This is a genomic window from Mesorhizobium sp. A556, from assembly GCF_054489545.1.
Genome location: NZ_JBTMXA010000001.1, coordinates 763,746 through 780,250, shown reverse-complemented (window position 1 = coordinate 780,250; position 16,505 = coordinate 763,746). Strand labels below are relative to the sequence as shown.

General features: G+C 60.8%; 16 protein-coding genes. 7 read left to right on the top strand and 9 right to left on the bottom strand.

Annotated elements, in window-relative coordinates:
- Positions 1-14: 14 nt before the first annotated feature.
- Positions 15-707 carry a maleylacetoacetate isomerase gene (maiA, locus tag ACX3P0_RS03910; RefSeq protein WP_459086666.1) on the bottom strand — a complete coding sequence of 231 codons (693 nt, stop codon included), beginning with the start codon at positions 705-707 and terminating at the stop codon, positions 15-17.
- A 395-nt stretch (positions 708-1,102) separates the two neighbouring features.
- Between maiA and ACX3P0_RS03905 the strand changes: the two genes are divergently transcribed.
- The 5 genes from ACX3P0_RS03905 (at position 1,103) to ACX3P0_RS03885 (ending at position 6,634) form a co-directional block, all read left to right on the top strand.
- On the top strand, positions 1,103-1,603 hold the full coding sequence (locus tag ACX3P0_RS03905) for a (2Fe-2S)-binding protein (RefSeq protein ID WP_459086664.1): 501 nt from the start codon (positions 1,103-1,105) through the stop codon (positions 1,601-1,603).
- Between the two features lie 134 nt (positions 1,604-1,737).
- A complete protein-coding gene (locus tag ACX3P0_RS03900; protein ID WP_459086662.1) occupies positions 1,738-4,089 on the top strand; it encodes a xanthine dehydrogenase family protein molybdopterin-binding subunit in 2,352 nt (783 codons plus the stop codon).
- A gap of 13 nt (positions 4,090-4,102) precedes the next feature.
- A complete protein-coding gene (locus tag ACX3P0_RS03895; RefSeq protein ID WP_459086660.1) occupies positions 4,103-4,897 on the top strand; it encodes an FAD binding domain-containing protein in 795 nt (264 codons plus the stop codon).
- Positions 4,898-5,100: 203 nt separating this feature from the next.
- Positions 5,101-6,492, top strand: a complete 1,392-nt coding sequence (locus tag ACX3P0_RS03890) for an L-lactate MFS transporter (RefSeq protein ID WP_459086658.1) — start codon at positions 5,101-5,103, stop codon at positions 6,490-6,492.
- A gap of 16 nt (positions 6,493-6,508) precedes the next feature.
- Positions 6,509-6,634: an MFS transporter small subunit gene (locus ACX3P0_RS03885; RefSeq protein ID WP_459078760.1), complete on the top strand. Its 126-nt coding sequence runs from the start codon at positions 6,509-6,511 to the stop codon at positions 6,632-6,634.
- Between the two features lie 88 nt (positions 6,635-6,722).
- On the opposite strand, the gene ACX3P0_RS03880 is transcribed toward ACX3P0_RS03885, so the two are convergent.
- From ACX3P0_RS03880 to ugpB, 5 genes are all read right to left on the bottom strand, one after another.
- On the bottom strand, positions 6,723-7,229 hold the full coding sequence (locus tag ACX3P0_RS03880; RefSeq protein WP_459086656.1) for a GNAT family N-acetyltransferase: 507 nt from the start codon (positions 7,227-7,229) through the stop codon (positions 6,723-6,725).
- Positions 7,230-7,292: 63 nt separating this feature from the next.
- Complete coding sequence (locus ACX3P0_RS03875; protein WP_459086654.1) at positions 7,293-8,330, bottom strand: sn-glycerol-3-phosphate import ATP-binding protein UgpC; 1,038 nt, start codon at positions 8,328-8,330, stop codon at positions 7,293-7,295.
- Positions 8,331-8,335: 5 nt separating this feature from the next.
- The gene (gene ugpE, locus ACX3P0_RS03870; protein ID WP_459078763.1) at positions 8,336-9,184 is read right to left on the bottom strand and encodes a sn-glycerol-3-phosphate ABC transporter permease UgpE; all 849 of its coding nucleotides are present in this window, start codon (positions 9,182-9,184) and stop codon (positions 8,336-8,338) included.
- A gap of 9 nt (positions 9,185-9,193) precedes the next feature.
- The gene (gene ugpA / locus ACX3P0_RS03865; protein WP_459086652.1) at positions 9,194-10,078 is read right to left on the bottom strand and encodes a sn-glycerol-3-phosphate ABC transporter permease UgpA; all 885 of its coding nucleotides are present in this window, start codon (positions 10,076-10,078) and stop codon (positions 9,194-9,196) included.
- An 84-nt stretch (positions 10,079-10,162) separates the two neighbouring features.
- The gene (gene ugpB, locus ACX3P0_RS03860) at positions 10,163-11,473 is read right to left on the bottom strand and encodes a sn-glycerol-3-phosphate ABC transporter substrate-binding protein UgpB (RefSeq protein WP_459086651.1); all 1,311 of its coding nucleotides are present in this window, start codon (positions 11,471-11,473) and stop codon (positions 10,163-10,165) included.
- Positions 11,474-11,817: 344 nt separating this feature from the next.
- Between ugpB and dusA the strand changes: the two genes are divergently transcribed.
- A complete protein-coding gene (gene dusA / locus ACX3P0_RS03855; RefSeq protein WP_459086649.1) occupies positions 11,818-12,846 on the top strand; it encodes a tRNA dihydrouridine(20/20a) synthase DusA in 1,029 nt (342 codons plus the stop codon).
- Between the two features lie 20 nt (positions 12,847-12,866).
- Here the strand turns inward: dusA and ACX3P0_RS03850 are convergent, their stop codons facing one another.
- Positions 12,867-13,571 carry a TIGR02281 family clan AA aspartic protease gene (locus ACX3P0_RS03850; protein WP_459086648.1) on the bottom strand — a complete coding sequence of 235 codons (705 nt, stop codon included), beginning with the start codon at positions 13,569-13,571 and terminating at the stop codon, positions 12,867-12,869.
- 13 nt (positions 13,572-13,584) lie between these two features.
- Positions 13,585-13,818, bottom strand: a complete 234-nt coding sequence (locus tag ACX3P0_RS03845) for a DUF1289 domain-containing protein (RefSeq protein ID WP_459078768.1) — start codon at positions 13,816-13,818, stop codon at positions 13,585-13,587.
- 164 nt (positions 13,819-13,982) lie between these two features.
- Here ACX3P0_RS03845 and ACX3P0_RS03840 point away from each other — a divergent pair, with 164 nt between their 5' ends.
- Positions 13,983-14,981, top strand: a complete 999-nt coding sequence (locus ACX3P0_RS03840; RefSeq protein WP_459086646.1) for a nicotinate-nucleotide--dimethylbenzimidazole phosphoribosyltransferase — start codon at positions 13,983-13,985, stop codon at positions 14,979-14,981.
- Here the strand turns inward: ACX3P0_RS03840 and ACX3P0_RS03835 are convergent.
- Entirely contained in the window at positions 14,978-16,504 is a 1,527-nt protein-coding gene (locus tag ACX3P0_RS03835; RefSeq protein ID WP_459078770.1) for a sensor histidine kinase, read from the bottom strand. The genes ACX3P0_RS03840 and ACX3P0_RS03835 overlap by 4 nt on opposite strands.
- Position 16,505 lies beyond the last annotated feature (1 nt).

The following is a 16,505-nucleotide window of genomic DNA, read 5'->3' as shown; positions in this document are numbered from 1 at the left end:
TGGCGTTTGCGTGCCTATTCGGCATCGATCTGGTTTTTCGGCGCGGCTTTCTGGAACGCCGGCAGGTCCATGCAAGCGGCATGGATGCGCGAAATGGTCGGGTAGGGTTCCATGTCGACATGGAAGCGGGCGTTGTTGGTCACCTGCGCGGCAAGGCAGATATCCGCCAGCCCCGGCGTGTCGCCATGGCAAAATTTCCCCGTCTCACTCGAGAATGCCAATATCTTTTCAAGAGGTTGGAAACCTTCGTTTACCCAATGGCGGAACCAGTTGACGACGTCCTCGTCGCTTGCGCCGAACAGGGTGCGCAGGCTGGTCAGCACGCGCAGATTGTTCACCGGATGGATGTCGCAGGCGATCATCTGCGCCAGCATGCGGACGCGCGCGCGACCATGCGCGTCGGCCGGCAGCAACGGCGGCTCGGGTTTCGTCTCGTCGAGAAACTCGATGATTGCGAGCGATTGAGTGACCAGTGCCCCGTCCGTCCAGATCAGGGCCGGCACCAACCCCTGCGGGTTCACCGCCAGATAGGCCGGGTCGAGATGATCGCCATGGCGCAGATGATGCGGCACATATTCGTAGCCGATGCCCTTCATCTCGAGTGCTATTCGCACCCGATACGAGGTGGAGGAGCGCCAGTAATTGTGCAGTAGCGGTTTGTTCAAGGCGCGTCCCCGATGGCAATGGTGCCGACATCTTGTGGTCATACTCGACCGATTTGCATTTGCAGGCAAGGCGGCCATTGTGAGGCTTGCAATCAGGGCGGGTGCGGTTTCCGGTTTTGAAGAAAAGATTAGGAGTTCCGGTTGAGCTTGCATCCATGCCGGTATCGACAGGCCGCCGGTTACTGCGCCGACCCCGCAAAATATCGGTGACAGAAAGAGCATGGCAGGGATATGGTCGTCTTCCAGACCCTGCAGCGCAATTCCGCCGCGGGCGTAACCGAAAGTACGGCATAGTTTTCGAACGGGCGGTGTTCTCGAATCTTGTCAAACCCAGAGGACTATTTTTCAAGCGCTGTGCGGGTTATGAATAGCGGTGACGCCGCCGGGTTGGACGGCGTCGGCGATGGATACCAAGGTTGACCACCCAGGGAGGTTTCATGTCGGACGTATCGTTGATTGTGAACGGGAGGCAGATCAGCGGGGTTGCCGAGGATCGCACGCTTCTGGTTCATTTCTTGCGGGAAAATCTCGGGCTGACCGGGACACATGTCGGGTGCGACACCTCGCAATGCGGAGCCTGCGTCGTCCATGTCGACGGCAAGGCCGTCAAGTCGTGCACCATGCTTGCCGTGCAGGCGTCGGGGTCGACCGTTTTGACCATCGAAGGGCTTGCCGGCGACGCCGAGTTGCATCCGGTGCAAGCGGCCTTCAGGGAGCATCATGGGTTGCAATGCGGCTTTTGCACGCCGGGCATGATCATGACCGCCACCGATATGATCCGCCGCCACCCCGAAGGGCTGGACGAGGCGACGGTGCGGGCCGAACTCGACGGCAATATCTGCCGCTGTACCGGCTACCACAATATCGTGAAAGCCATCCTTGCCGCGTCCAAGACGATGGCCAAGGGGGCAAAGGGCAAGGCGAAGAAGGCGGCGTAAGGAGCGGGTAGGGAGTAGCCAATAGCGAGTAGGGGGAAATTCGACCCCGATCCGCCAGAGCTTTTTTCCCTATTCGCTAAAAACTATTCGCCATTCGCTATTTTCGCTTCTTAAAATTCTGGAGGAGAACTCTGATGGGTATTGAGGGCATCGGCGCGCGGGTCACGCGCAAGGAAGACAAGCGTTTCATCACCGGCGCGGGGCGCTATGTCGACGACATGGTGGTGCCGGGCATGAAGCATGCGGCCTTCGTGCGCAGCCCGTACGCGCATGCGCAGATCAAGAAGATCGACGTCAAGGCGGCGCAAGCCATGCCGGGTGTCATCGGTGTTCTGACCGGCAAGGAAATCAAGGCCGACGGCATCGGTAACCTCATCTGCGGCTGGATGATCCATTCCAAGGACGGCACGCCGATGAAGATGGGCGCGTGGTCGCCGCTTGCCTTTGACAAGGTGCGCTATGTCGGCGACGCGGTCGTGGTCGTGGTTGCCGACACCAAGGGCCAGGCGCGAGATGCGGCCGAAGCCGTTGAAGTCACCTACAAGGAATTGAAGTCGGTCACCGACGCTTCCAAGGCGATGGACAAGGGTGCGCCGCAAATCCACCCGGAAGCCGAAAACAACCTGATCTTCGACTGGGATATCGGCAACGCGGACGAGACCGCCGCAGCTTTCAAGAAAGCGACCCATGTCGTCGAAATGGACATTCTCAACAACCGTTTGGTTCCCAACGCCATGGAACCGCGCGCAGCCCTTGGCCACTACGACAAGGCCGAGGACCATTACACCTGCTGGACGACCTCGCAGAACCCGCATGTGGCGCGTCTCGTCATGAGTGCGTTCTACAATGTCGCGCCGGAAAACAAGCTGCGCGTCATTGCGCCCGATGTTGGCGGCGGTTTTGGTTCGAAAATCTACATCTACCCAGAGGAAATTGTCTGCCTGTGGGCGTCGAAAAAGACCGGCGTACCGGTCAAATGGGTGGCCGACCGCACCGAAAGCTTCCTCACCGACGCGCATGGCCGCGACCATCACAGCCACCTCGCCATGGCCTTCGACAAGGATCACCATATCCTCGGCTTCAAGGTGGAAACCAAGGCCAATCTCGGCGCCTACATGTCGCTGTTTTCGTCCGCGACCCCGACCTATCTCTACGCCACGCTGTTGTCGGGGCAGTATAATATCCCGGCGATCCACGCCAATGTGAAGGCGATCTACACCAACACAGCACCCGTGGATGCCTATCGCGGGGCAGGGCGACCCGAGGCCGCCTTCAACGTCGAGCGCATTCTGGAAGTGTCGGCGCGCAAGTTCGGCATGTCGCCGGCCGAGCTTCGCCGCAAGAACTTCATCACCACCTTCCCGCACCAGACGCCGGTCATCATGAACTACGATGCGGGCGATTTCGGCGCTTCGCTCGACGCGGCACTGAAGACGGCGGATTATGCCGGCTTCGAAAAGCGCCGGGCCAAGGCGAAGAAGGCCGGCAAACTGCGTGGCATCGGCTTTTCCTGCTACATCGAAGCATGCGGGATCGCGCCTTCGGCCGCTGTCGGGTCGCTCGGCGCTGGCGTTGGCCTGTGGGAATCGGCGGAAGTGCGCGTCAACGCGGTCGGCACCATCGAAGTGCTGACCGGTTCGCACAGCCACGGCCAGGGCCATGAAACGACCTTCGCCCAACTTGTCGCGCAGCGTCTCGCCGTGCCGCTCGATTCCATTTCCATCGTCCATGGCGACACCGACAAGGTGCAGATGGGCATGGGCACCTACGGTTCGCGCTCCGGCGCGGTCGGCATGTCGGCCATCGTCAAGGCGCTGGACAAGGTCGAGGCCAAGGCGCGCAAGATCGCAGCGCATCTGATGGAAGCCGACGAGGCCGACATCGTCATCGAGGATGGCGCGTTGAAAGTGGCCGGCACGGACAAGTCGGTGCCGTGGTTCCAGATGGCGCTTGCCGCCTATACCGCGCACAATCTGCCGGCCGGCATGGAACCGGGCCTGAAGGAAACCGCCTTCTACGATCCGGCCAATTTCACCTTCCCGGCCGGCTGCTACATCTGCGAAGTCGAGATCGATCCCGAAACCGGCCACACCGATATCATCCAGTTCGTGGCGGCCGACGATTTCGGCAACATCATCAACCCGATGATCGTCGAGGGACAGGTGCATGGCGGCGTGGCGCAGGGCATTGGCCAGGCGCTGCTGGAAGGGGCCAATTATGACCCGGATAGCGGCCAACTTCTGACGGCAAGCTACATGGACTACACCATGCCGCGCGCCGAAGACCTGCCGTCGTTCAAGGTGTCGACAACCAACACGCCGTCGCCGTCGAATCCGCTCGGCCTCAAGGGTTGCGGCGAAGCGGGCGCCATCGGTTCGCCGCCGGCGGTCATCAACGCCATCACCGATGCCATCGGCACCGAGGAGATCACCATGCCGGCAACACCGCAAAAAGTGTGGGCGGCGATCCGCGCGGCAAAGAACTGAGGAGGACAGAACCATGTATTCCGTCAATTATCACCGTGCCGCCTCGGTCACTGAAGCCGTCAAACTGCTCAAGACCGGCGACGCCAGGCCGCTTTCGGGCGGGATGACCTTGATCCCGGCCATGAAAACGCGGCTGGCAGCACCTTCCGATCTGGTCGATCTGTCGCAGATCAAGGAACTGAAGGGCGTCAAAGTATCGGGCAAGTCGGTGACCATCGGTGCGGGCACCACGCATTTCGAGGTCGCCACCGACGAAAAACTGAAGAAGGCGTGCCCGGCGCTGGCGCATCTTGCCTCGCTGATCGGCGACCCGGCGGTGCGCCACAAGGGCACCATCGGCGGTTCCATCGCCAACAACGATCCGGCGGCGGACTATCCGGCGGCGATGCTGGCGCTTGGCGCTACCATCACCACCAACAAGCGCGAGATCGCGGCGGCCAAATTTTTCACTGGGCTGTTCGAGACGGCGCTGAAGGACGGCGAAATCGTTACGGCGGTTTCTTTTACCGCGCCGGCCAAGGCGGCCTACGAAAAATTCCGCAACCCGGCTTCCCGCTATGCCATCGTCGGTGTGTTCGTTGCAAAGGACAAGGAGGTCCGCGTGGCGATTACCGGTGCGGGCGACGATGGGGTATTCCGTTCGAAGGAAATCGAGACCGCGCTGTCGAAGAATTTCGATTCGGCCGCTCTCGAAGGGGTAACAGTGCCGGCAACGGACTTGATGAGCGACATGCACGCATCCGCCGACTACCGCGCCAACCTGATCGTGGTCATGGCCAAACGTGCCGTGACGGCGGCTAACCTATAAGCGGACAAAACACATACTTATCAGATAATTAAACGCGTCTGATGCTTGCAAGGAAAAAGCCGATGGATGTCCATCGGCTTTTTCGTGTCGGCGAAATTCCTGTATCTAATATATTAAACAACAGAATTTATTGTATCGCTCTACGACATAATTGCTTATCGTCCGCCTGTTTATGATCATGAATCATTGCATCGGGAGGACAAATGGTAACGCAGACACAGGGGGGCGTGGGCTGGTTCAGCCGCGCACGCACGGTAGCCAGACCCGGCTACAGTCGCTGGATGGTGCCGCCGGCAGCGCTTTGCGTGCATCTTTGCATCGGTCAGGCCTACGCGTATAGCGTATTCAATCTGCCGATGACCAAACTTGTCGGGATAACGGAATCCACGCCTGACGACTGGAAACTGACCGAACTCGGCTGGATATTTTCGCTGGCGATCTTCTTCCTCGGCGTCTCGTCAGCGGTATTCGGCCGCTGGGTGGAAGAAGGCGGTCCGCGCAAGGCCATGTTCACCGCCGCCTGCTGCTGGGCCGGCGGGTTTTTGATTTCCGCAATCGGTGTCCATCTCCATGCGCTGTGGCTGATCTATCTAGGCTATGGCGTTCTGGGCGGTATTGCACTCGGCATCGGCTATATTTCGCCTGTGTCCACGCTCATCAAATGGTTCCCCGACCGTCCGGGAATGGCGACCGGCATGGCCATCATGGGCTTTGGCGGCGGCGCGTTCATCGCCTCGCCCCTATCGGTCTGGCTGATGAGGAAGTTCACCACCGACGTTCATATCGGGGTGATGGAAACCTTCATCATTCTGGGCGTCGTGTATTTCGTGTTCATGGTGATCGGGTCGATCATCGTGCGCGTCCCGCCAGACGACTGGAAGCCGGAAGGCTACGTCGCGCCGAAATCCAACAAGCTGATCTCCAGCAACAACGTCTATGTCTATGACGCGTTGAAGACGCCGCAGTTCTGGCTGATCTGGGTAATCCTGTGCGTCAACACCACGGCAGGCATCGGCGTTCTGGGGCAGGCTTCGGCGATGAGCCAGGAAATGTTCCCGGGCCTTATCACGCCGATCGCAGCGGCCGGTCTGGTCGGGTTGATGAGCCTTTTCAACATGGGCGGCCGCTTCGCCTGGGCCACGACATCCGACTATCTAGGACGCAGGAACACCTATTTCGTGTTCATGGTGCTGGGCTTCATCCTCTACTGCCTGGTGCCGCTGACGGGTGCTGCAGGCAGCGTCGCCGGTTTCGTGCTTTGCTTCTGTATCATCATCTCGATGTATGGCGGCGGCTTCGCGACGGTGCCGGCCTATCTGCGCGACATGTTCGGCACCCGCTATGTCGGCGCCATCCACGGGCTCCTGCTCACCGCCTGGTCGGCGGCCGGCATCTTCGGTCCGGTTCTGGTGAACTACATCCGCGAATACAACGTCACCCATAATGTGGCAAAAGCGGATGCCTACAACACCACCATGTATATCATGGCGGGCCTGTTCGTTGTCGGGTTCGTTTGCAACTTCTTCGTCAAGGCGGTGGATCAACGTCACCACATGAGGGCCGAAGACGGTGCGCTTTCGCCGGTCGCCGGTTGAGAAGGAGGTAGTCATCATGGAAGACAACGATCATAGAGCGACCACCCCTGTGCAACTCGTCCTTGCCTGGGGCTTCGTCGGCATCCCCCTTGTATGGGGTGTGTTCCAGACGCTGCTGAACGCGCTTCAGCTTTTCAAATAGACCGATCGGTCTGGACGACGAAACGGCGCCGTAAATGGCGCCGTTTCTTTATGATCGCGGAGTTGAATCCTGCCGGGCGCTGGCTCGGTTATCGAGCCTCGGGAAGAGTGCGGGCGAAATACCGGACCGATTTTGCGCCGCCATGAATGACGGCGGCCCCGACTTCAGCAAAGCCGAGCGCTGCATGAAATGCATCCGAAGCAGGGTTGGGAGGATCGGCGTTCACTTCACAGGTAACCAGTTCATGCCCGTTCTGCTTCGCATGCGCGAACAAGGCGTCGTAGAGCCGCCGCGCATGGCCTCTGCCGCGTGCCGATTTGGCGACGACGACGCGGTCGACATAGACGAAGCGCGGATAGCGGTCGCGAAACCACTGGAAATTCGGGCTGGAATAGTCGGCATCCTGATCGAACGTCATGATGAAGGCTTCGACCTGGCCTATGCGGCGAGCGTAAAAGCTCTGGCCAAGCAGGTGCGTCAGTTGTTCCGGCTCAAGCCACGAGAGTTCGGCGGCATGCTCGTTGTTGAGCGCCAGAACCGCTGCCGCGTCCATCGGTGCGACGGTGTCTATCGGATAGGGCACGTCTGTGGTCATGGCATCCATTTCGCGTTGCAGCCGATGCCACAAAGTCGAACAGGGAGGGTGTTCGTCAATCCACTAGACGCGTTTCCCGGCCTCATCGAACCAATGCAGTTTCTCGGCTCTAGAGACGATGCGCAAGGTGTCGCCCGGCTTCGCGGTCGCCCGGCCCGCAACGCGCACGACAACGCGGCCGCTGTCGACGGTGCAATGAAGAAAACTCTCCGCACCGACGGGTTCGACCGCCTCGACCGTCGCCGGCAGGACCAGTGTTCCAGGCGGTGTTTCCCCATCGAACGTCACGTCGGCGTCCTCCGGACGAAAACCGATCGTGACGGCAGTCGCCGCCGGGGACGAAACGCCGGAGGGCACGCCATCCGCCAGCGCCAGAAGGTTCATCGGCGGGGCACCGATAAAGGAAGCCACGAAGGTCGAGGCCGGCTTCTCATAAATATCGAGCGGCGCGCCGACCTGTTCGACCAAACCGCCATTCATGACCACCAGAATGTCGGCCAGCGTCATCGCCTCCAACTGGTCGTGCGTGACATAGACGGAGGTTACGCCGAGCGAGCGCTGCAAGTTCTTGATCTCGACCCGCATCTGTCCGCGCAATTTGGCGTCCAGGTTGGAAAGCGGCTCATCGAACAGGAACACTTTGGGATTGCGCACGATGGCGCGGCCCATGGCGACGCGCTGGCGTTGGCCGCCGGAAAGCTCCCGCGGCCGCCTGTCGAGCAGATGATCGAGTTCCAGCGTCTTGGCGGTCGCGCGCACGCGCCTTTCGATCTCGTCCTTCGGCGTGCCGCGATTGCGCAAGCCGTAGGCCATGTTGTCGTAAACCTTCATATGCGGATAAAGCGCGTAATTCTGGAACACCATGGCGATGTCGCGATCGGTAGGGCTGACCTCGTTGACGACCTTTCCATCGATGGAGACGGTGCCCGACGAGATGGTTTCCAGCCCGGCGATCATGCGCAGAAGCGTCGATTTCCCGCAGCCGGAAGGACCGACCAGCACGCACAGTTCCTTGTCGGGGATGGCGATGGAAACACCCTTCACGGCTTCGACGCCGCTGGGGTAAACCTTCTTCACGTCCTTCAGGTCGACTGTCGCCATCGTTGTTATTTCTCCGAATCGACCAGGCCGCGCACGAACCAGCGCTGCATCAGCACCACGACGAGGATCGGCGGCACGATGGCGAACATCGCCGTGACCATGACGAGATGCCACTGGGTATCGGCGTCGGCGAAGGAAACCATTTTCCGCAGCGCGATGACGATGGTATTCATGTCGTTGCTATTGGTGACCAGCAATGGCCACAGATACTGCGTCCAGCCGTAAATGAAGAGAATGACGAACAGGGCCGCGATGTTGGTGCGCGACAGCGGCAGCAGGATGTCGAAGAAGAAGCGCCACGGTCCGGCACCATCGACGCGCGCGGCCTCGACCAGTTCGCCTGGAATGGTCATGAAGAACTGCCGGAACAGAAGCGTGGCCGTTGCAGACGCGATCAGCGGCAGGATCAGCCCCGCATAGGTGTCGATCAGGCCGAAATCGACCATCACCTTGTAGGTCGGCATGATGCGTACCTCGACCGGCAGCATCAGCGTGATGAAGATCAGCCAGAAGATCGCCATCCTGAACGGGAACCGAAAAAAGACGATGGCGTAGGCCGAGAGGATCGAAATGCAGATCTTGCCGACGGCAATGCCCAGCGCCATGACGGTGGTGTTGAACAAAAGCGTGCCGACACCCACGCCGCCGATGCGCCCGACGCCGCCGAACAGCGCTTCCGTGTAGTTGGCCCAGAATTCTCCGCCGGGAAGCAGGGGCAGGGGTGGCCGCAGGATCGTTTGAAGCGTCTGCGTCGAGGCGACGAAGGTGTAGTAAATCGGGAACGCGACGATCAGGATGCCGAGGATCAGCACGGCATGCGCGACAAAGGTACGAAGCGGCGACTGGCCGATCATGCTGCCGCCTCAGCCATAATGCACCTTCTTCTCGACATAGCGGAACTGGATGGCTGTGAGCGAAATGACGATGGCCATCAGGATGACCGACTGCGCGGCCGAATCGCCGAGGATCAGATTGACGAAGCCGTCATTGTACACCTTATAGACCAGCGTCTCGGTCGACTTGCCCGGTCCGCCGCCTGTAACGGCGTGGATGATGCCGAACGTGTCGAACAGCGCATAAACGGTGTTGATGACGAGCAGGAAGAAGGTGGTGGGCGCGAGCAGCGGGAAGACGATTGTCCAAAACCGTTTGGTCTCGCCCGCGCCATCGATTGCCGCTGCCTCGATCAATGCCTTCGGGATCGCCTGCAGCCCGGCGACGAAGAACAGGAAATTGTAGCTTATCTGCTTCCAGGCCGCCGCAACGACCACAAGCACCATCGCATCCGTGCCATCCAGCAGCGGATCCCAGGCGATGCCGATCTTGTGCAGGACAATCGCGAGGCTGCCGATCGACGGGTTGAACATGAACAGAAACAGCATGCCGGCGATTGCCGGAGCCACCGCGTAGGGCCAGATCAGAAGCGTGCGGTAAAAGCCCTTTCCCCGTACCGCCTTCTCGGCCATGACGGCAAGCAGAAGCGCCACGCCCATGGCGACGATGGCCGTTGCCAGCGAAAACACCACCGTAACCTTGATCGAATTGAGATAAGCCGGTTCGGACAGCACCCGCTTGAAATTGTCGAACCAGACGAACCTGGATCTGAGGCCGAAGGGGTCCTCCTTCAGCATCGATTGATAGACCGCCTGTCCGGCAGGCCAGTAGAAGAAGATCAGCGTGATGGCGAGTTGCGGCGCCACCAGCGCATAGGGCAGAACCTTGTTCGGGAAAATGACGCGCGGGCTCATGCTGCATCTCCCCGAATCAGGGGGAGATGCCCGGCAGGCCAAAGCGAGATAAGTTTACTCACTCTACAGGGCCAGCAGCGAGGCTCAATTGCTGCTCGCTTCCTCAATCGCCTTGTTGCCCCGCTCAACCGCGTTGTCGAGCGCCTGCTGCGCCGTTTCCTGGCCGGCCAGCATCTTCTCGAATTCCTCGTTCTGGATATCGCGAACCTGCGGCAGGTTGGGAAGCCGCACACCCTTGGAATTGTCGGTCGGCTCCTTGCCCATCATCTGCAGGATCGGCGTCTCCCGGCCAGGGTTCTTGTCGTAGAAACCCGACTTCTTGGTCGCCTCGTAGGCGGCCAGCGTTACCGGCAGATAGCCTGAGCTTTCATGCAGATATTGCTGCACGTCGGTCTGCGACAGATAGGTGAAGAACGCTGCAATGCCCTTGTACTTCTCGTCCGACTTGCCGGCGAATACCCACAGGCTGGCCCCGCCCGGCGTCGTGTTCTGCGGCGCGCCCTTGGCGTCGCTGTCGTAGGGAAGCTGGCCGATGCCGTAATTCATGCCGGACTTGACGATGTCGCCGAGGCCGCCGGAGGATTCGGTCAGGATACCGCATTGGCCGGCGAGGAAGATCTGCTTCGCCTCCGAGGTGCGGCCGCCATATTTGAACGTGCCGTCCTTGGCGAGGTCGGCGATAGCCTGGAAATGATTGACGTAGATCGGCGCATCGATCTCAAGCTTCACATCGCCGCCGGCAAGCCCGTTTTGCTGGGTCGCCCACGGCACGTTGTTCCAGGCTGCGAAATTCTCCAGATGGATCCAGGTCAGCCAGGTCGTGGTGTAGCCACATTCTGCCGCGCCGCTCGCCTTGATCTTCTTGGCCGCGTCCCACACCTCGTTCCAGGTCTTGGGCGGGTTGTTCACATCAAGCCCGGCCTTCTGGAAAATATCCTTGTTGTAATAGAGGATCGGCGAGGACGAATTGTAGGGGAAGGACAGCATGGTGCCGTCAGGCTTCGAATAATAGGCGACGATGCCGGGCAAATACTGGCTCTTGTCGAATTTCGCGCCGGCATCGGTGAGTACGTCGGCCACCGGCTTGATCGCGCCTTCGGCAGCCATCATGACCCCGGTTCCGACGTCGAACACCTGGATAATGTCGGGCGCCTGCTTGGCGCGAAAGGCAGCGATTCCGGCATTCAGCGCTTCGGGATAGGTACCCTTGAACACCGGGACAACTTCGTAATCCTTCTGGCTGGCGTTGAAATCCTTGGTGATCTTGTCGACCACCGCTGCATTGGCGCCGGTCATGGCATGCCACCAACTGATTTGCGTCACGGCAAAGGCCGAACTCGTGGAAAGCAGGGTCAGCGTCGCCGCAGCACCAATCGAAACGCCCAAAAATTTCATGATTTTCTCCCGTATGCCGTTTGCGGCTTGAATTCCCGCAAATGAGGATATGTGCCGAAATGGCGATCGACAACGATTTTGTTGCACAGTTGCGGCCGAAGGGAAAATGCGATCTTTCTAATAAATCCCGCGGCCCGCCCGCTCCTGAAAAGCGGAAGCCATCGGCTATACGGAGCTGGCGACAATCATGTGACAATCGATGGCCGCTAAAGGGTTGATTTTTACCGATGCTCCCGTCTGCTCGCTTTGTCCGCATTGGCGCGGTATACGGGCGTCTCCATTTTTACCTTTGTCGCCTCGCACGACGCTGAACGAAGGTGGATACGCGAACGAGTATCGGCTGAATGACGGAAGATCAACAATTTGGGGCAAAGCCCTTCGTCTACGGAAGCCCCGTTATAGCAGTGGCTCCCATGATGGACTGGACGGACAGGCATTGCCGGTTCTTCCACCGTCAACTGACGCGCCATGCCCTGCTTTATACGGAGATGGTGGTGGCGGAGGCCGCCATTCATGGCGTGCGCGAGCGGTTGTTGGGCTTCGATGCCGCTGAACATCCCGTTGCGTTGCAGCTTGGCGGGTCCGACCCGGCCAAACTGGCGCAAGCAGCCCACATCGGCGAGTCTTTCGGCTATCGCGAGATCAATCTCAATGTCGGCTGTCCTTCGGACCGGGTCCAGTCCGGCACGTTCGGCGCCTGCCTGATGAAGACGCCGGCGCTTGTCGCCGAATGCGTCGCGGCCATGAAAGCGGCGGTGCGTATTCCCGTCACCGTGAAGTGCCGTATCGGCGTGGATGACCAGGATACTGAGGAAGCGCTAGATGCATTGGCCGATGGGGTGTTTGCCGTGGGCGCGGACGCGCTGTGGGTGCATGCGCGCAAGGCGTGGTTGGCTGGTCTGTCCCCCAAGGAGAACCGGGAAGTGCCACCGCTCGACTACGACCGCGTCTATCGCCTGAAGACAAAAAACGGCAACCGCTTCATTGGCATAAACGGCGGTGTGAAGACCCTGCATGAGGCAGAGACACATTTGCAGAACCTCGACGGGGCCATGCTCGGCCGCGCCGCTTATCATACGCCCGGTCTGCTCACCGGGATCGACGCCGCGTTCTACGGTGCGGACGCTGGTGAATTCGACTATCCCGAACTGATCGAAATTATGTCAGCCTATGTGGCTCGTCATATCGAAGGAGGCGGACGGCTCGGTCATGTGACGCGCCATATGGTGGGTCTGTTCCATGGCCTTCCCGGCGCGCGCCGCTGGCGGCAGATTCTTTCCACCGAGGGCACGAGGCCCTGGGCCGGGCCGGATGTGCTCAAAGCCGCATTCGCGGCGGTCAATTTCGAAGGCGCGGACGAGCAGGCAGCCTGATCGGTAGGGGCTTGACGAGATCAGTCGCGCAAAATCATCCGATCGCCGCGCACGTCGAAGCCGGATAGCGTGCCGATGAAATTCATGCCGAGCAGGCTTTGGCCCAGCGTGCCGGGTGCTGCGACCAGGACCGGAATGTCCTTGCGCACGATCCCGCCGATGGAGATTTCGTCTGCTCTCACGCCGGCCGCCTTGGTGGTGCCGTTGGCGGTTGAGACCGGTATCGTGTAGCTCAATCTGGCCGGATCGAAGCCCGCGGCTCGTGCATCGTCGCTGGTCAGGACCGTGCTGCTTGCGCCGGTATCGACCACGGTATGGATGGCTGTGCCGTCGACCAGGATGCGCGCTTCGAAATGACCGCTCAGCGCCTTTTCAAGCGTAACGGTTGCGCTGCCGTCTTCGACGCTGAGGGCGAGCGGGCTGCCTGGAACCAGCCCGGCTGTGACCCGGCTGGCAACATCCTGCAATTCATAGCGGTACTGGTAGCCCGCGATCAGGGCGAGCACGATGATGACCCAAACGCCAAGCTGCCCCGCCACCGTGCCGAATGACCGGCCCGAGCGCAGCACACCCGCGCCGATCAGCGCCACGAAGGCACCCAGCCAGACAAGTTGGCCGAAATCGTCGTTGGCTAGACCGAAGGTTGTTCCAGCCGAATTGTTGAACATCAACAGGATCAGCGCAACGCCAATGACCCCCATGATTATCCAGAACAGCCGGTTCAAGGCAGGCATCGATTCATGGGAGGAGGTCGCGCTCGCGGGCCATGCGCGTGCGGCGCGTTTCGCGGCGCGGCTTGCGTTCGACCGTTTCGAGGCGCGCCGGCAGTTCGGCCATGACCGACTTGCGCGTTTCAGGCGTCATGTCGAGCCATGCGCCGATCTCTTCGCGCGTGCGGGCGCAGCCGAAACAATAGCCGGTCTTCATGTCTATAGAGCAGACCAGAATGCAGGGGGATTCGACGGCGGTCATGGGATTGGCGCTGGTTCCTTGGTTATCTCCCACATGGTGCAACTGGAAAGCCAATGCAAGCCCTTCGGATTCCGCCACTCGCGACCACTTTCGCGCCAGTACGAAAGGTTGTGCCAGTACGTCAGGACGGCTATGCCGCCAGACAAACCACAGGAAATGCCGACATGAACGACGCGCTGCCTCTCAACGACTTTCGCGACCTTCTCGCTAACCTGCCGGCGGCGGACAAGGAGGCCGAGGTGCGCGTAAGGACGCTGTTTGCAAAGGCAGACAAGCAACAGGGCTCCCTTGGCCGCATCGAGGATATCGGCGCCTTTCTGGCTGCATGGTCCGGCCGCGCGCCGCCCGCCGTGTCGCGCCCGCTGATGGCGATCTTTGCCGGAAACCATGGCGTCGCCCGACACGGCATCTCGCCGCGCTCCGTCACTGCGACTGCCGGTTCCGTGGAGTTGTGCGCAGCCGGTGGGGCGGCAATCAACCAGATATGCATCGCCTACGACCTCGGCCTGAAAGTCTTCGATCTCGCACTGCATATTCCGACCGGCGATATCAGCGAGACGGCGGCGCTGGACGAGCGCGGCTGCGCGGCCACCATGGCGTTCGGGATGGAAGCCATTGCCGACGGTACGGATCTGTTGTGCCTCGGCGATCTGGGCGTTGGAAACTCCACCGTTGCGGCTGCCCTGCTGGCGGCGATTTTCGGCGGCGAGGGCGCTGAATGGGTCGGTCCCGGTTCCGGCGCGGATGCCACGATGATGGCGCGAAAGGCAGCTATCGTGGATGCGGCGCTCGCCTTTCATCGCGGCCATCTCGATGACCCGCTGGAAGCGCTGCGGCGGGTTGGCGGCCGGGAGTTCGCGGCCATCGCCGGCGCGATCATCGCGGCGCGCATGCAAAAAATTCCGGTGGTGATAGACGGTTTTGCCGCGCTGGCAGCGGCGGCGGTCCTGCATGCCGCCAATGCGGCGGCGCTCGATCATTGCCTTCTGGCAAGCCTGCCGCCGGAGCCGGGCTATCGCAAAGCCGCCGGCCTGATGGGCCTTCGCCCGTTGCTCGACCTCGGCCTGTACCATGGGGAAGGTGTCGGCGCAGCCCTTGCGGCCGGCGTCGTCAAGGCGGCTGCCTTGTGCAGTTCGGGCATGGCGAGGGCTGTTGCCGCTTAACGCCTGCGAGCGCCTGCGACGGCCTTGGTCGGTAGAGCCGGCAGCTCTTCCATCACGCGGCTTACGGGGAAGATCGCGATGGCTTCGGTGCCTTCCCGAAGCTTGGAGTGCAACTCGAACTCGCCATCGTGCATGGCAATCAGGCCTTGCACGATCGGCAGGCCAAGGCCGGTGCCTTGCTCGGCGCTTTTGATGGCGATGGAGCCTTGCCCAAAGGCGGAGAGCACGATCGGGATTTCGTCTTCCGGGATGCCGGGCCCGTTGTCCCTGACCGAAACATATTGCCCGCCGCCAGCCGTCCAGCCGACGCGCACTCGGACCTCACCGCCCGTCACAGTGAATTTTATCGCATTGGACAGGAGGTTGAGAATGACCTGCCGCACGGCCCTTTCGTCTGCGAACAGGCGCGGCAGGTGAGCCTCGAAATCCTGGACGATGCGGATGTCCTTGTTACGCGCCCGTAGCTCCATCATGTGGCAGCAATCCTCGGCGATGTTGAGCAGCAACACAGGCTCTTCGTGCAACTGGTAGCGGCCCGCTTCGATGCGCGACAGGTCGAGAATTTCGTTGATGAGATCGAGCAGGTGCTGGCCCGAATCGTGGACGTCCTGCGCGTAGGAGCGGTAGGTGGGGTTGTTCAGCGGCCCAAGCACCTCATTGGCCATCACCTCCGAAAAACCGAGGATCGCATTGAGCGGCGTCCGCAATTCGTGGCTCATCGATGCTAGGAACCGCGACTTGGCCAGATTGGCTTCTTCGGCACGCAGGCGCGCCTCGTCCGACATCGATTTGGCGGTTTCCAGTTCGGCGATCAAGGCGTCTTTTTCGGTCCGGAACGACAGGAACATCACGGTCGAGCGGTTGAGCTGTCCGGCGACATAGGAAAAAAACGGCAGGGCGACGACAAGCAACCCTACCATGATACCGTCGACGGGCGCGGGGATGTGGGTGGCGGTGTAGGCATAGACCGCCACCGGCCCGGCAAATGTCGCGAGCAGGGCTCCGCGCAGCGAGGAGGCCATCATGGCCGTGGCAGCCATGGCCAGCAGCAATATCACCGCCTTGATGACTGGAACCTGGTCGACCGAGCAGGTACTGCAGCCGAGCGAGGCAAAATAGGCCCAGCCCAACCCGCTCATGAAGTGGGCCGCCAGAAAGTTGTTGCGGTATTGCTGCGGCTTCGCCAACTCTGCCGTGTCGAGACGGTCGACCTTCCGGGCGAAGAGCGCGAGGCCGGCATAGCAGGATACCGTCAGCAAGGCCCAAATAACGATATTGAGGCCCATGCCGGCGGCAAGACCGGCTGCGGCGATCGCGACCACCAGCAACGGAATGGCGGTCGCGCCGCCGATCATGGCGCGGGCGTGCAACTTCAGAAGGTCGCGGTCGTAATCGTGGCTGCCCGATTGCTGCGATAGACGGTCGCGCATCTTGCGCACGGCACGCGATACATCGCTGTTGCGGTGCGGTTTGCGGCGGTCCACAATATTCTTGTCCGCTGTATTGGAGAACTGCAACGACATG